This is a genomic window from Lutibacter sp., from assembly GCF_013139515.1.
Lineage (GTDB): Bacteria > Bacteroidota > Bacteroidia > Flavobacteriales > Flavobacteriaceae > Lutibacter.
Map to the genome: position 1 here is coordinate 1 of NZ_WTAR01000039.1, position 15,489 is coordinate 15,489.

The 15,489-nt window shown below is 28.3% G+C and carries 15 protein-coding genes and 1 pseudogene; 9 read left to right on the plus strand and 7 right to left on the minus strand.

Annotated features, from left to right (window positions below):
- The 4 genes from GQ540_RS04820 to GQ540_RS04835 form a co-directional block, all read right to left on the minus strand.
- A partial coding sequence (locus GQ540_RS04820) for a trigger factor (RefSeq protein WP_291798141.1) occupies positions 1–839 on the minus strand: 839 nt, incomplete at its 3' end.
- Between the two features lie 92 nt (positions 840–931).
- A complete protein-coding gene (locus GQ540_RS04825; RefSeq protein WP_291798143.1) occupies positions 932–1,282 on the minus strand; it encodes a phage holin family protein in 351 nt (116 codons plus the stop codon).
- A 56-nt stretch (positions 1,283–1,338) separates the two neighbouring features.
- The gene (locus GQ540_RS04830) at positions 1,339–2,103 is read right to left on the minus strand and encodes an alpha/beta fold hydrolase (protein WP_291798146.1); all 765 of its coding nucleotides are present in this window, start codon (positions 2,101–2,103) and stop codon (positions 1,339–1,341) included.
- Positions 2,103–2,828, minus strand: coding sequence for a pyridoxine 5'-phosphate synthase (locus GQ540_RS04835; protein ID WP_291798149.1), 726 nt, complete (start codon positions 2,826–2,828; stop codon positions 2,103–2,105). The genes GQ540_RS04830 and GQ540_RS04835 overlap by 1 nt, the downstream gene beginning before the upstream one ends.
- 99 nt (positions 2,829–2,927) lie before the next feature.
- Between GQ540_RS04835 and GQ540_RS04840 the strand changes: the two genes are divergently transcribed.
- From GQ540_RS04840 to murI, 8 genes are all read left to right on the plus strand, one after another.
- Positions 2,928–3,587, plus strand: coding sequence for a CBS domain-containing protein (locus tag GQ540_RS04840; protein ID WP_291798152.1), 660 nt, complete (start codon positions 2,928–2,930; stop codon positions 3,585–3,587).
- Between the two features lie 2 nt (positions 3,588–3,589).
- Positions 3,590–4,471 carry an NAD kinase gene (locus GQ540_RS04845; RefSeq protein WP_291798155.1) on the plus strand — a complete coding sequence of 294 codons (882 nt, stop codon included), beginning with the start codon at positions 3,590–3,592 and terminating at the stop codon, positions 4,469–4,471.
- Between the two features lie 132 nt (positions 4,472–4,603).
- Positions 4,604–5,284 carry a DUF6089 family protein gene (locus tag GQ540_RS04850; protein WP_291798157.1) on the plus strand — a complete coding sequence of 227 codons (681 nt, stop codon included), beginning with the start codon at positions 4,604–4,606 and terminating at the stop codon, positions 5,282–5,284.
- Positions 5,284–6,039, plus strand: coding sequence for an isoprenyl transferase (locus GQ540_RS04855; protein ID WP_291798160.1), 756 nt, complete (start codon positions 5,284–5,286; stop codon positions 6,037–6,039). Before GQ540_RS04850 ends, GQ540_RS04855 begins: the two co-directional genes overlap by 1 nt.
- Entirely contained in the window at positions 6,032–8,584 is a 2,553-nt protein-coding gene (gene bamA / locus GQ540_RS04860; protein WP_291798163.1) for an outer membrane protein assembly factor BamA, read from the plus strand. Before GQ540_RS04855 ends, bamA begins: the two co-directional genes overlap by 8 nt.
- A gap of 67 nt (positions 8,585–8,651) precedes the next feature.
- Positions 8,652–9,425 (plus strand): OmpH family outer membrane protein, encoded by a 774-nt coding sequence (locus GQ540_RS04865; protein ID WP_291798166.1) that lies wholly within the window; start codon positions 8,652–8,654, stop codon positions 9,423–9,425.
- Positions 9,426–9,449: 24 nt separating this feature from the next.
- The gene (locus tag GQ540_RS04870) at positions 9,450–9,950 is read left to right on the plus strand and encodes an OmpH family outer membrane protein (RefSeq protein WP_291798168.1); all 501 of its coding nucleotides are present in this window, start codon (positions 9,450–9,452) and stop codon (positions 9,948–9,950) included.
- A gap of 156 nt (positions 9,951–10,106) precedes the next feature.
- On the plus strand, positions 10,107–10,892 hold the full coding sequence (gene murI / locus GQ540_RS04875) for a glutamate racemase (RefSeq protein WP_291798172.1): 786 nt from the start codon (positions 10,107–10,109) through the stop codon (positions 10,890–10,892).
- Between the two features lie 674 nt (positions 10,893–11,566).
- Here the strand turns inward: murI and GQ540_RS04880 are convergent.
- Genes GQ540_RS04880 through GQ540_RS04890 form a run of 3 tightly spaced genes read right to left on the minus strand, consistent with a single transcriptional unit; the run spans position 11,567 to position 14,396 of the window.
- Positions 11,567–12,235: a response regulator gene (locus GQ540_RS04880; RefSeq protein ID WP_291798175.1), complete on the minus strand. Its 669-nt coding sequence runs from the start codon at positions 12,233–12,235 to the stop codon at positions 11,567–11,569.
- Positions 12,236–12,240: 5 nt separating this feature from the next.
- Positions 12,241–14,178 (minus strand): tetratricopeptide repeat-containing sensor histidine kinase, encoded by a 1,938-nt coding sequence (locus tag GQ540_RS04885; RefSeq protein WP_291798178.1) that lies wholly within the window; start codon positions 14,176–14,178, stop codon positions 12,241–12,243.
- A 50-nt stretch (positions 14,179–14,228) separates the two neighbouring features.
- Positions 14,229–14,396, minus strand: coding sequence for a hypothetical protein (locus GQ540_RS04890; protein WP_291798181.1), 168 nt, complete (start codon positions 14,394–14,396; stop codon positions 14,229–14,231).
- A 382-nt stretch (positions 14,397–14,778) separates the two neighbouring features.
- Between GQ540_RS04890 and GQ540_RS04895 the strand changes: the two are divergent.
- Positions 14,779–15,489: pseudogene (locus GQ540_RS04895) on the plus strand (hypothetical protein); the annotation flags it as partial.

The window sequence follows — 15,489 nt, forward strand, 5'->3', positions numbered from 1 at the left end:
GCATCTTCTTTAATTTTAGCAACTAACTCCTCTTCAGATTTTACAACATCAGGTCCAAATACTTTATCAAATAATTCTTGATTTACTTCTGCAAGCTCTGTAACATTAACTTCTTCAATTGTGAAAGTCACAGTAATATCAAGTCCGTGAATAGCATCGTGATCTACACCTATAGCTCCCATTAATTTATGATCATCATCAAAAAGTCCTTTTGTTTTTAGCTCAACAACATCACCAACTTTTTTTCCAACAAATTTCTTTTGATTTGCTTTTCCTTTTATTGAAGCTAATTCAATGGTAGATTTTTTCTCAATTTCTTTTTCTTCATTTACAAAAGTTCCAGTAATATTTACACCTTCTTCAACAGTATCTTTAGCTATTATTTTACCGTAACGCTTTTGAATATTTTCAACTTCTTTTCCTAATAATTCCTTATCAGCAATAATATTATATTGTGTAATTTTCTTTTTTGCATCTAATTTAACATCAAATTCAGGTGCTAAACCTAATTCAAACTCAAATGAGTAATCTTCTTTATCCCAATCAAAATCATCTTGCATTCTAGGTAATGGATTCCCTAAAATATCTAACTTTTCTTCGGTTAAAAATTTATTTAATGATTCTTGAAGTAATTTATTAACCTCATCAATCATAATAGATTTTCCGTATTGTTTTTTTACCATTCCCATTGGTACTTGACCTTTTCTAAATCCAGGGATATCAGCTTTTTTACGGTAGTCTAATAAAATTGTTGCTACTTTTTCTTGGTAATCAGCAGCTGAAATTTCAACTTTCACAACTGCATTTAACGCATCAATATTTTCTTTTGTAATATTCATTTTATGCTATTTTATCTTAAATCATTAAAAATTGGGTGCAAAAGTACTGTTTTTTATGTACTTAGCAAAGTATTTAAGTTACTCAAATTCAATTATTTTTCTTTCTTTTCATTCAAAAACGAATATAAAAAGGATTGAAAAAGTGACAATAATAAACTAAACAATAAGGCTATCCAAAAGCCTGACACTGCAAAACCACTAACAAAATAATCTGCTAATAGTATAATAACCGCATTTATAACTAATAGGAACAAGCCTAAAGTTACTATAGTTGCCGGTAATGTGAAAAATATTAACAATGGCTTTACTGTAACTCTTAACAAACCTAAAACAACTGCAACAATAATTGCACTTGTATAATTTGCTATTTCAACTCCCGGTAAAAATTTGGCTAGTATTACTACTGCAACAGCTGTTAATAATACTTTTAATATTAATTTCATATCCCTATGTTTTAAAATGAATTATAAATTTATCTATAATTATGCCAACTTTATATTTAACTTAAAAAGCTGACAACTTCATTATAAAATTGCACAGAATTCTCTGCATGAAGCCAATGACCTGCATTTTTGACAGTTACAATTTGTGAATTTGAAAAATGTGCTGAAATTAATGGAATATCTTCTTTTGTGATATAATTTGAGTTTTCTCCACTTAAAAATAGCGTTTCACCATCAAAATGAGTGAAAGATGGTAAGGCCGCTCCTATTTCCGAATTATTTTCGGTTAAACTTTGTAAATTAAATCGATATGCTAACTTTTCTTTTGATTCCCAATACACGTTTTTCAGTAAAAACTGAATAATTCCTTGTTCTTTAATGTCCATTTTTAACACTTCTTCAACTTTTTTTCGTGTATTATGAAGTGTAAAATTAACTGAATTAAGCGCAGCCAAAATATACTCATGATGTGGCTTGTAATATTTTGGGCTAATATCTGCTACTATTAATTTATCAACTAAATCAGGATACGTTACTGCAAATTGCATCACAACTTTCCCTCCCATTGAATGACCAAGAAGAATCACATTTTGTAAATGATGTTGTTCTACATAATAGTGTAAATCTTCAACCAACAATTCATAATCAAACTCATCTGAATGAAAACTTCGTCCGTGATTTCGTTGATCTATTAAATGCACTTCAAAAGTTGAAGCAAATTGATTTCCTAATGATTTCCAGTTATCACTCATTCCAAAATAACCATGTAAAATGAGTAATGGTTGTCCGCCTCCTATAATTGTTGAATGTAAAACTTCCACTATTTAGAACCTAAACTTAGTTTATATTTGTACATATTAACTACATTCTCCAAACCTAAATACAATGATTCAGTAATTAAAGCGTGACCTATGGAAACTTCTAATAAATTAGGAATATTTTCAGCAAAAAATTGAATATTATCTAAACTTAAATCGTGGCCAGCATTTATTCCCAAACCAAGTTCAGTTGCCAAGAGTGCACTTTTTGTATATGGTTTTATAGCATTTTGGTTTCCAAGACCATATTGAGTCGCAAAATCTTCCGTATATAATTCAATTCTATCAGCTCCTGTTGTTGCAGCAGCTTCAATTAATTTTAAATCAGTATCAATAAAAATGGAAGTTCTAATTCCTTTTTGCTTAAATTCAGCAATAATTTCAGTTAAAAAAGATTGATGTTTTATCGTGTCCCAACCTGCGTTTGAAGTAACTGCATCAATACTATCTGGCACTAAAGTAACTTGTGTTGGGCAAATTTCTAACACCATTTCCATAAATTTAGGAATTGGATTTCCTTCAATATTAAACTCGGTAGTTACTATTTTTTTTAAATCGTAAGCGTCTTGATAACGAATATGACGTTCATCTGGTCTTGGGTGAATAGTAATTCCTTCAGCTCCAAAACTCTCAATGTCAGATGATACTTTAACAACATTTGGAAAATCTCCACCTCGTGAATTACGTAATGTTGCAATTTTATTCACATTTACACTTAACTTTGTCATACTTAAAAATGGTTATTTTTAATTAGTGAGCAAATTTACGAACTAAGAATATGTTTTTGGTTTTATTTTTGATTAATTTGTGCTACAATAAGAAATGGTATGGAAACAACGCCTTATATACTAAATGAGTTTAAAGCATTTACGCTTCAAAGTAAAATTGCTAATATAAGAGCACTGTTTAATGAAACTACCTATTCTCATTTTCCTATTGTAAAAAACAACCAACTTATTGGGGTAATTGCTGAAACCGATATACAAGGACTTCCTAAAAATGAAGATACGCTTGAAAATTATTATTATTTATCTAATTTATTTTTCACCAAAGAAAGCACCAATTTATTAGAAATTTTAAAGGTTTTTGCTTCAAATGAAACAAACTTAATACCTGTTATAAATACAAAAAATGAATATTTAGGATATTACGATTTAATTGATATTTTACATGTTTATAAAGACACTCCTTTTTTGAATAACGAAGGTGTTATTATTTTGTTAGAAAAAGAACTAAGAGATTATTCCTTTAGTGAAATTTGCCAGATTGTTGAATCTAATAATGGTAAAGTACTAGGACTATTTATTTCAGAAACTAATTCAACTACAGTAAAAGTTACACTTAAATTTAGCGCTCAAGATGTGAATGAAATTATTCAAACTTTTAGACGCTATAGTTATCAAGTACTTTCTAATCATAAAGAAGATTTTTATTTAGAAGATTTAAAAGACAGGTCAGATTATTTACGAAAATACTTAAACATTTAAGGATGAAGATTGCTGTTTACGGACAATATTATAAAACAGAAGATAAAATATATCTTGAAGAATTATTTAGCATTTTAAATAGCTATAAAATTGATGTTGTTGTTGAAAAAAATTATCATTCCGGGTTAAAAAAGCATGTTAACATTCAGCAAGTAAACACTTTTTCATCGTATAAAGAGTTGAATAATTCATTCGATTTTATGTTTACAATTGGAGGAGATGGTACAATTTTAAGAGCTGTAACCTTTATTAGAGATTCTAACATTCCAATTGTAGGAATTAACACCGGAAGATTAGGATTTTTAGCAACCGTACAAAAAGACGAAATAAGAAACGCCGTAGATTTACTACTAAAAAAACAGTTTATTGTTAAAGAACGAAGCTTATTAAGTGTAACAACATCACCAAAAATTGAAAGTTTAGCTTCGTTAAACTTTGCTTTAAATGAAGTTTCGGTGAGTAGAAAAAATACAGCTTCTATGATTACTATTGAAACTTATTTAGATGATGAATATTTAACTTCGTATTGGGCTGACGGGTTGATTATTGCAACTCCAACAGGTTCTACAGGATATTCGTTAAGTTGTGGAGGACCAATAATAACACCACAAGCTAAAAGTTTTGTTATTACACCAATTGCACCACATAATTTAAATGCAAGACCATTAGTAATACCTGATGAAACCATTGTTAAATTTAAAGTTAGTGGTAGAGAAGATAAATTTTTCTTATCGTTAGATTCAAGAATAACAACAATTAACAGCGCTACCGAGGTTGCAGTTGAAAAATCTAGTTGCAGTTTAAAAATGGTGCAAATTAACAACCAAACTTTTATTAAAACATTACGTGAAAAACTACTTTGGGGACAAGATACTAGAAATTAGTATTCCCCTTAGCATTAAAAAAGTAGTACTCATTAATTACAATAATTTCATTTATAAATAGTTTATCAAAAAAGACGTTGTTAAACTTCAATAAGCAACTATATTTATTTATATTTGCTCGCTATTTTATTTATGAAAAAACTAGTTTTATTTTTTACATTCATCTGTATTACAATAACTTCCAAAGCCCAAATTAACGAAGTTGGCTTTTTTGTAGGAGGTAGTAATTACATTGGTGATATAGGTCCAGAACAATATATTAACCCTGCTAATTTTATGGGAGGCTTCATTTATAAATGGAATATGAACCCCAGAATTGCCATTAGAGGTACTTTTACATATGCACAAATTTCTTCAGATGATGTAAATGCAACTAATAAGGCTAGAAACCTAAGAGGAATTGGCTTTAACAACAGCATTAAAGAACTTGCCTTAGGGATAGAATTTAACTATTTTGATTATAATATAGATGATTATAGACAAACACGCACGCCTTATATAATTTTTGAAATTGCTGCTTTTAATTATAGCATAGTAGAATCAGAAACAGCACCTCAACAATATCAATACGGTTCAAAAACATCATTTGCCATTCCTTTTGGGATAGGCTATAAATCTAAATTATTTCGAGATTTCGCAATTGCTTTTGAGCTTAGAGCCAGATATACATTTAAAGACGATTTAGATTATAATAACGACCAAATAAATTCATTAACCTTTGGAAACCCAAATAGTAACGACTGGTATGTTCTTAGCGGAGTATCACTCGTATATACATTTGGACGACCAGCTTGTTACGCAACTCCATACTAATGGAAAATTTAAAAATAGAAATAGCAAAAAACAACATACCAAACCATGTAGCCATAATTATGGATGGCAATGGGCGCTGGGCTAAACTTAAAGGAAAACCTAGGATTTTTGGACATAAAAATGGCGTTACATCAGTAAGAGAAATTATTGAAGGTTGTGCTGAAGTTGGTGTTAATTTTTTAACCTTATATGCTTTTTCAACAGAAAATTGGAATAGACCAAAATTAGAAGTAAAAACATTAATGGCTTTACTGGTTTCTTCATTAAAAAAAGAATTAAAAACACTTCAAAAAAATAATATCAAATTAAATACCATTGGAAATATTGAGAATTTACCTGGAAAAGCTCAAAAAGAACTTTTTGAAGTAGTTGAAAAAACAAAAAACAACACCACTTTAACACTTACTTTAGCTTTAAGCTATGGATCAAGAGAAGAAATTGTTAATGTTATCAAAAATATATCCAAAAATGTTGTTAATAATCAACTACGTATTGAAGAAATTGATGAAAAAATTATAAATAATCATTTATATACGTTTTCTTTGCCGGATGTTGATTTTATGATACGCACAAGTGGCGAAAAAAGAATCAGCAATTTTTTATTGTGGCAAATAGCATACGCTGAATTGTTTTTTACAGATACACTTTGGCCAGACTTTAGAAAAGAGAATCTATTTAAAGCATTATTAGAATATCAAAAAAGAGAACGACGTTTTGGAAAAACTAGTGAACAAATTGAAGAAATCAATGAATAAATTAAACATAATATTTTTACTTTTAGTATTTTTAACTGCAACAAATGTTAGTGCTCAAGAACCACAAAAAAGTGAACTAAAAGAAGCTTTATCAAAAAGTGATACCATAGTTAAAGATAGCATTGTTCCAATATTAAAAGGAACATCTTTTGTAAAAGGTAATTCATATGAACTGGGTGGAATTAGCGTTAAAGGACTCAAAAAATTTGAAGACGAAACTGTAAAAGTTTTTACAGGATTAAAAGTTGGACAACAAGTTAAACTTCCTGGAGACAAATTAACGAGCGCTATTAAAAAGTTATACGAAACAAAACAATTTAGCAATGTTGAAGTGTACGTTTCAAAAATTGATGGGAATACTGCTTATTTAGAGTTTGATGTTAAAGAATTACCACAACTTAACAATGTAACTATTCAGGGAATTAAAAAAAGTAAAGCCAAAGATTTACAAACCGATGCCGAATTGAAGAAAGGCGAAATGGTTACTGATAACTTAATTGTTACCACTAAAAATTACTTTAAAAAGATCTATCAAGAAAAAGGATATTTAAAAACTAAAGTTACAATAGACACGAAGCCTGATACTACAGGTATAAATGTTGTTAATATGTTGGTGCATATTGATAAAGGTGAAAAAGTAAAAATAAAAAATATCATCTTTGAAGGTAATCAGGCTTTTAACAAAAAGAAACTTAAAAAAGCATTAAAAAATACAAAATCAAAAATGTTGGGTAGATTTTGGAAAAAATCTAAATACATTGAAGCAGATTTTGACGAAGATTTAGAAAATATAATTACACAGTACAGTGAAAAAGGTCATAGAGATGCTCGTGTTTTAGACCATTCACTTACTTGGAATGATGACAACTCCTTAAATTTAAACATAAAAGTTGAAGAAGGTAAAAAGTATATTTTTGGAGATATAACATTCTTAGGAAATAGTAAATATACTGATGATCAATTACAACGATTATTAAGAATTGAAAAAGGAGATACCTATAATGGTAAAGTTTTAAAAGAAAGAGTTAATGGTGATGGCTCACCAGACTCTGAAGATATTGCAACCGTTTACCAAAACAATGGTTATTTATTTTCAAGAGTACTTCCTGTTGAAACAAGAATTAATAACGACTCTATTGATGTTGAAATTAGAATTTTTGAAGATCAACCAACAAGAATTAAAAAAGTAACTGTAAATGGAAATGACAGAACAAATGACCATGTTGTTTACAGAGAAATTAGAACAAAACCCGGATACTTATACAGTAAAGCTGATATTATTAGAACAATTAGAGAAATTGGACAATTAGGCTTTTTTGATGCTGAAGCAATTACACCAGATATTAACCCAAATTACCAAGATAAAACAGTTGATATTGATTATACTGTGGCAGAAAAAGGTTCTAGTCAAATAGAATTGCAAGGTGGTTACGGTGGTGGCTCATTTATTGGTACTCTAGGATTATCATTTAACAACTTTTCAGTTAGAAACATTTTTAATAAAAAAGCATATCGTCCATTACCAATGGGTGATGGTCAAACACTTTCACTAAGATTACAAAAAAGTAGATTTTACACTACTTCAAGCTTCTCTTTTACTGAACCTTGGTTAGGTGGTAAAAAACCACAATCATTATCATTTTCAATCTACAATTCTAAACAATTTAGATACGACTATACAACTAATAAAGTTGATAAAGACCAACGTTTAAATATTATTGGAGCTTCTATTGGATTAGGAAAACGTTTAAAATGGCCAGACAATTACTTTACATTATCACAAAGTATTAGTTACCAATTGTATGATTTAAAAGATTACCCAATATCAACATTTTCATTTTCAAGTGGTTCTTCAAATAACTTATCGTACAGTATTACTTTAGGAAGAAATTCTTCAGGGCCAAACCCAGTATTTCCAAAAAAAGGATCTGATTTTAGTATTGGTGCTAAATTAACACTTCCTTACTCTTTATTTCAAGATAAAGATTATTCATCTATTGAAGATAAAGAAAAATACAAATGGTTAGAGTACTATAAAGTGCATTTTAAAGGAAAATGGTACACGGCTTTAACAAAAGATTTGGTGGTAATGACCAATGCTGAATTTGGGATTTTAGGAAACTATAACAGTGAATTAGGTGACTCGCCTTTTGAACGCTTTTTTGTAGGTGGTGATGGAATGTCATCATTTCAATTAGATGGTAGAGAAACTGTTGCATTAAGAGGCTACGAAAATGGTAGATTATCTGATATTGACGGTAACACCATTTATAATAAATTTCAATTAGAACTTAGATACCCTATAACTTTAAAACCATCAGCATCCATTTATGTTTTAGGGTTTTTAGAAGGAGGAAATTCATATGAAGGATTTAAAAACTTTAATCCATTTACATTAAAAAGATCTGCAGGTCTTGGTTTAAGAATATTTATGCCAGCCTTTGGAATGCTAGGAATTGATTTTGCTCATGGGTATGATCCATTACCTGGAACAACCGTAAAATCTGGTTGGCAAACTCACTTTATAATAGGACAACAATTTTAAACTAAATCTGTTATATTTGTAAATGATTTTAAAAAATGGCACGATTTTTTCTAAATAGATAATAGTTATGATAAAAAAAGTTCTTTTATTTGCGTTTTTAATTTTGAGTATTGCTTTAAATGCACAAAAAGCGCAACGTATTGGTTATATAGATATGGAATATATATTAGAAAATCTTCCTGAATATAATGAAGCACAAGCAAAAATTAATGATAAAGCAACTACTTGGCAAAAAAACATTGAACAAAAACAGCAAGAAATTGAAGCTTTAAAAACAGCGTTAAATAATGAAAAAGCACTATTAACTGAAGAGTTAATTATTGAGAAAGAAGAGGATATACAAATTTTAGAAATAGATTTAAAGAAGTTACAAGTTGCATATTTTGGAATAAACGGAGATTTATTTTTTTTACGTCAGCAATTGGTAAAACCTATTCAAGATTTAGTTTATAATTCAGTTCAAGATATTGCTACAAAAAGAAAATATGATTTTGTATTAGATAAATCAAGTTCATTAATAATGTTATACACTAATAAAGCTTACGATATAAGCGATATTGTTATTACAGGAATTACAAGAGCTAAAAAAACAGCCGTTGCCAATAAAAAAAGAAACAAAAAGAACAGCAATACTAAAAACGAGCCAAAAGTTATTAATGAAGAAACGCAAAAAAAATTAAGTGATCGTGAATTAAAACAAGCCGCTTTAAAAAAGAAAATTGAAGAGAAAAAAGCTGCTCAATTAAAAAAACGTGAAGAATTAAAAGCAGCCATTGAAGCAAAAAGACAACAAAGAATAAAAGAAATTGAAGACGCTAAAAAAGCAAAAGAAAATAATTAATTAAAACAACAAAACAAATAAGAAATGAAAAATTTTAGAACACTATTATTAATTGCAGTACTTACTTTAGGGTTTAATACAGTACAGGCACAAACTAAAGTTGGTCATATAAGCACCGATTTGTTAATAAGCTTAATGCCTGAAACTAAAGCTTTAAACACTGAATTAGAAAAATTGAGCAAAACTTACGAAAGTGAATTAAAAGCTGAACAAGCTAAATTAGAAGCTAAATTAAAAAAATATACAGCTGAACAAGCATCTCAAACTGATGAAGTTAACCAACAAAGAGGCGCTGAAGTAGAACAAGATAGACAAAATTTATATCAAGCATCTCAAGTAGCTCAACAAGATATCACAAAAAAAAGAAACGAAAAGTTAAAGCCAATTTTAGAAAAAGCAAAAAAAGCTATTGATGAAATTGCATCTGCAGAAGGTTATACTTACGTTTTAGAAGCATCAACTTTAATTGTTGCTAATGGTACAGATTTATTACCATCAGTAAAAACAAAGTTAGGTATTCAATAAAAAAACTTACTTACTTAAAAAAAATCTCGCAATTGCGAGATTTTTTTTTACTTTTAATCTAATGAAAACCCATAATGGGTAATTGATACAAAAAGACCTAGTTAAGTTTACAGAATAACTATTAAAATTTTAAGGTCTGCTATTTTTTAATAACAAATGAATAAACCTATTGGCATATTCGATTCTGGTGTTGGTGGAACTTCTATTTGGAAAGAAGTTATAAAACTACTTCCTAACGAAAATACTATTTATTTAGCTGATAGTAAAAATGCGCCTTATGGTGAAAAACCTTCAGAAGAAATTCTTTCATTAAGTATAAAAAATACTGAACTCTTAATTTCTAAAGGATGTAAGTTAATTATTGTCGCTTGTAATACTGCAACAACCAATGCTATTGACTTTTTAAGAAAAAACTACAACATCCCTTTTATTGGTATTGAGCCTGCCATAAAACCTGCTGCCTTACAAAGTAAAACCGGTGCTATTGGTATTTTAGCGACCAAAGGAACCTTGACAAGTGAACTTTTTGCTAAAACTGCTTTTGAATACACCAAACACATTACCACAATTGAACAAGATGGTGAAGGATTGGTTTCACTTATTGAAGCAGGTAAATTAAATTCTAAAGAGCTTAATGAATTGCTTTCAACATATTTAAAACCAATGCTACAATTTAACATTGATCATTTAGTGTTGGGTTGCACACATTACCCATATTTGATACCTCAAATAAATGAAATTTTAGGAGGAGCAATTAAAATTATAGATTCAGGCGAAGCAGTTGCCAAACAAACAAAAGCCATTTTAGAGAAAAACAACTTACTTTCAACTAAAACAACTATTAGCCAACATCAATTTTGCATCAACACAAAAACTGAAGTAATAACTGAAATACTAAATGATGTTTCAGTAGTTATTAGTGTTGAAAGATTGGAATTTTAACCCTTACCTCAAGCGCCTTCTTTATAAATTCAACTTATTACTTTTAAATACAAACCTAACAAGTTTTAAAAATCTGTTAGGTTTAAGTGGTAAGGATGGAACTATTTGTTTGAATTCTTACAGTTGAAAATTTAATTAATAGTGTTAATAACTATCTTTATATAAATGCTGTTATATAGTACTTGAAATTGTACATTTAGACTGCGTAAGTCTTCACATTAATAGTAGTTAAAACATAATACTTCTTAAAAACACTACAACTTCTTTAAATTAATTGTACAATATTTTAACTTTAATTCTACTATTTTATACTGTTTAATTGTACAACTTTTTTAAATAAGTCCGGCAGATAATTCAATATCTCTAAGCGATTTTTCATAATTACTTAGCAATACTACTTTAATTCTATGTATTTCTAAAAAGATAGCTATGCTTCTAATAGATAATACTATAGATTAAGTGAAAAATTGAACATATAGGTAATTTAAACCATACTTTTTTTTGGATTTCAATAGTTGTACATTCATTATTAATCGTATCAATATCTTTCATGATGGTAGCTGGAGTTACACATTTACCCGGACACTATTATAAGACTGTTTAACTAAAAATAAATATCTTAGAATTATGAAAAAACAAAAAAAATACGGGTCTCCATAAGTCTTGTCCTTTTTCTAAATAAGACCTAAATCTTTTGTAATTGAAATTAAATGTGCTGGATTATTAGCATTAAAATGTTCTTTTAGAAATTTTAAACGTTTCTCAATAGCGCTAACACTTGTTGGCGACCAGTCTTTTTCTTTTAAAATAGCACTTATTTCTTCTTGTAAATACCCTTTTGAAAGGCATTCTATTAGAAAAATATCATACTCTGATATTTCAATTGCATTACTTTTAGTTAAAGAATTTGCTACTTGTGGTGAAATGTATGTACTATTAGACCTTTCTATTAAATGTATTGCTTTTTTAAGTTCTCTCAGCCCTTCCCTACTTTTCCACACATACGCATTTATGGTATGCTCATTAAATAATGTTTGAATTCTATACGGTTTATCTTCAACAGAAAATACCACAATTTTTAAATTAGAAAACTCTTTTCTAACTTCTTTAATCAACTGATCACCTGAAGTTATTTTCTGTTTTACAGAATCCTCCTCAAAGGATAAATCACTAATTAATAAATCAAAAGGTTTATTATTTAATTTGGCGCTTTTTAATTTTAACAATGCTTCATCACAATGTTGAACATACTCAATTTCTGGTATTCCTAAATCTGATAATTGAGACTTTATTCCATTGTTAATAAAGTCCATATCCTCTGCTATTAATACTTTTTGAAACATCCCTTTTATTTTTTGAAACTTATAAATGCTTTAAACCCCTTATTTAAAGATGTTTCAAAATTAATACTTCCGTTTAACGATTTTATACGGGTTTCCACATTTTCAAGTCCATTTTTTAACGTGATTTTTTCAAATTCCAATCCTACTCCATTATCAGAATACTTTATAAAATAGTCATTTTTAGTATGTTTAAATGAAATTACTACTAAAGAGGCTTCACTATGTTTTTGCATATTTACCATGAATTCTTGTAATATTCTGTATATTTCAATCTGCTTATCCTTATCTATAAATGCTAATTTAGCAGTCTGAATACCGTTTAGAATTACGGAAGTTTTATCGCTATTAAAACTAGTTAATAATACTTTTAAAGAATTTTCGAATTTATCACCTATTTCAATGCTGTTATTTTGATGTGAAATATCACGCGTTAGCAAATACACCTTTTCTAAATCATCTAAAAGCACTTCTTTCGGTTCTTTCGTATATTGAACCTTGTTCATAATATTTACAACGTTGTTAGCAACTTCATCATGGATTTTTTTTGCAATACGTGTTTCGGTTTTATAAACTTCTGCTCTCTTTTCTTGCTGATGTTTTTTCTTTCGGTAGTATACAAAAATTAACAATCCAATGACTGCTGTGCCACTTGAAAAAGAGCCAATAACAGTTCTAGTTTTCTCCTTTTCTAATTTTAGCTTATTAGATGATTGGAGTATTTTTAATTGTAAATTCTCTTTCTGGTTTTTATCACTTTCATATCTAATTTTCGCAAATTTATGTTGAGCTATTTGTTTTGATTTTTGCAAACTATCATTGATGCGTATGTAAGTACCGTAATACTCTTTAGATTTTTTTGAGTTATCTAAAGCTATTAATTTTTGCAACGCTTCTAATTGATCTTGAGTGCTATTTTGAATAGTTGCAACTTGATACATTTTTGAAGCATATGAAAGCGCAACTCTTGGGTTTGAAATTTCATAGTATTTTGAAAGATGTGCATAGCTTGCAATTAATCCCCACAAGTTGTTTTCCTGTACTCTAATTTCCAATGCTTTTTCTAATTCTGGTAGTACGTTTTCATTTTTATTAGCCAGCCATTTTATATATGCTAAATTATCTATAATTTTGGCTTCAGTTCTCCTATCTAATGTCTCTATATTCTTTAAACTATCTAGAATTTCAATTGACTTATCATATTGTTTTAAATCTCTATGAACATTTGCTAAGTTACTTTTGATAACTATTTTATTATTTTTTGAAGTTGAAAGGCTAATCGCTTTTTTATAAAATAGTAACGCATCTTCTAACTGACCTTGTGCTCTCGAGGAGATTGCCCAATTATTATAAACGGATGATGAATAATTTGGGTATTTATCTTTATAATAGTTGAGTGCTAAAGAACCAGAATGTTCACTTGCAACATAGTCTCCTATATGTAATTCAACAATAGCCATTCCTAATAAATTATTTCCATTTGTAACACTATCATTGTATTTTAAAAAATCATTTTTAAGAAAATTATAATAGTAATAAGCACTATCATTTTGACTTTTTCTACTATAATAATATGCCATTCTATAATAATTCCTCCCAATGGATAGTGAGTCATTTTCTTTGATGGATTTTTGTAATAATTTTTTGGTAGTATAAATTGCACTATCGTATTGTATTAAATTTCCAAATAAATTAATTTTATAAGCTAAAACATCAGTTAGAACGGAACTATCTTTTGTTACATTTATCCATTGCAATGCTTTTTCTGCTGCGTGTAAACGAGTTTTATAATCAAAATTTTCATCTTTCATTTTGAGAATAAAAATAGCTAAAGAGTCAATTGTAGTATCCACCCCATTATTTACTGATAATTTTTCATTACAAGATGAGACTAAAAATAGATTGCAAATACAAAAAAAGAGGAATGCAATTTTTAAATTTTTCATTCCTCTAAATTAACATAAAACTGTTAATCAATAATCAAATTATTTAAATTTTATGGTAATGGTGGTGGAGGCGGTGGTATCACATCATCTTCACCTCCAGTACCAAACAATTCAATATTCTGTTGATAGGCATCTAAGTCTTGATCATCATCATTAGAACAAGAAAATAACATTCCATTCATTAAAATAATTCCTAATAATATTAATACTTTTTTCATTTTTCTGTTTTTAAAATTTGACAATAGTATTGCCTTCCGAGTTTTTTACTCAGTATTCTACTTGTCAGCAATACAATTATGTTGAAGAGACTATCTCTTCTTCACTCGGGAAGTATGAAGTCTAAAACAGTTAAGATGAACTGCTTCCCAAAACGATTGTCTTTCCTGCTTTAGAGCTTCATTTATAATTAGTTGATGCACATTCTTAATTTGTGCTTAATTAAGTTTTTCGCTAACTCTGGTACAAAGATTAGAAGTGAATGCACAATTTAGATGGAAAATAGATGGATATTACTTGGACAATATTTTCTCCTTTTTGGAGAATTTTATCTAACATCTTTACAAATTATTTATAACTTTAATTTTCCTAATTTTACCTATTATGATAGATAGATTGCTAGAAAAATTATTTACTGAAATTAAAAATGAAAAAGACAATGATAATAAGACGAAGAATGGAATTTCAATTTATTTTGTAGAAAAAATCCTTGAAGAAAAATTTAAAAAGCCAAACTATATTAGCTCAAAAACCATAAAAGGATATTATGAGAAATATGTAGAAAAAAGAGAAAATAAGTCTGGTGAGCCAAATAGCGAGTTAAAAAATATAATATCAAACTATTTGGGTTATAAAAATTTTCTTGATTTTGAAACTAAAAACTTGTCTATCATACGTGACTATGGTCAAACTAAAAGTACTTTTATAACAAAAAGACAAAACATTATTGCTAGTTTAGTAAAAAAATGGGGAATCCCAGCAATAATATCGGCTACTATTGCTTCTGGATTTTATATAAGTGTAGGACTTAATACTGAAAACTGTATTGTTTGGAAAAATAATCATTATGAAAAAATTGATTGTAATTCTAAAATTAAAAACATTTCAATAAATAATAATAATAATATTGATATTGAAAATTTCAAAATGATAAAGGTATCTTTAACTACAACCTTTTTTATAAAAGACAAACCCGTGATATGGTATGGAAAATCTATAAATGGAGAATTTGAATATTTCAATTCTAGAGGAGTACACCCAATTACAGGGAAAGAATTGAAACCTGTAACCCAATATATAATTAATAAGTATGTT

What these genes read in the sequence shown, in the direction of transcription:
- GQ540_RS04825 (WP_291798143.1), bottom strand. Translation starts at nt 1,282, where the DNA reads ATGAAATTAATATTAAAAGTATTATTAACAGCTGTTGCAGTAGTAATA.
- GQ540_RS04880 (WP_291798175.1), bottom strand. Translation starts at nt 12,235, where the DNA reads ATGTTTCAAAAAGTATTAATAGCAGAGGATATGGACTTTATTAACAAT.
- GQ540_RS04835 (WP_291798149.1), bottom strand. Translation starts at nt 2,828, where the DNA reads ATGACAAAGTTAAGTGTAAATGTGAATAAAATTGCAACATTACGTAAT.
- bamA (WP_291798163.1), top strand. Translation starts at nt 6,032, where the DNA reads ATGAATAAATTAAACATAATATTTTTACTTTTAGTATTTTTAACTGCA.
- murI (WP_291798172.1), top strand. Translation starts at nt 10,107, where the DNA reads ATGAATAAACCTATTGGCATATTCGATTCTGGTGTTGGTGGAACTTCT.
- GQ540_RS04850 (WP_291798157.1), top strand. Translation starts at nt 4,604, where the DNA reads ATGAAAAAACTAGTTTTATTTTTTACATTCATCTGTATTACAATAACT.
- GQ540_RS04870 (WP_291798168.1), top strand. Translation starts at nt 9,450, where the DNA reads ATGAAAAATTTTAGAACACTATTATTAATTGCAGTACTTACTTTAGGG.
- GQ540_RS04840 (WP_291798152.1), top strand. Translation starts at nt 2,928, where the DNA reads ATGGAAACAACGCCTTATATACTAAATGAGTTTAAAGCATTTACGCTT.
- GQ540_RS04865 (WP_291798166.1), top strand. Translation starts at nt 8,652, where the DNA reads ATGATAAAAAAAGTTCTTTTATTTGCGTTTTTAATTTTGAGTATTGCT.
- GQ540_RS04890 (WP_291798181.1), bottom strand. Translation starts at nt 14,396, where the DNA reads ATGAAAAAAGTATTAATATTATTAGGAATTATTTTAATGAATGGAATG.
- GQ540_RS04885 (WP_291798178.1), bottom strand. Translation starts at nt 14,178, where the DNA reads ATGAAAAATTTAAAAATTGCATTCCTCTTTTTTTGTATTTGCAATCTA.
- GQ540_RS04845 (WP_291798155.1), top strand. Translation starts at nt 3,590, where the DNA reads ATGAAGATTGCTGTTTACGGACAATATTATAAAACAGAAGATAAAATA.
- GQ540_RS04855 (WP_291798160.1), top strand. Translation starts at nt 5,284, where the DNA reads ATGGAAAATTTAAAAATAGAAATAGCAAAAAACAACATACCAAACCAT.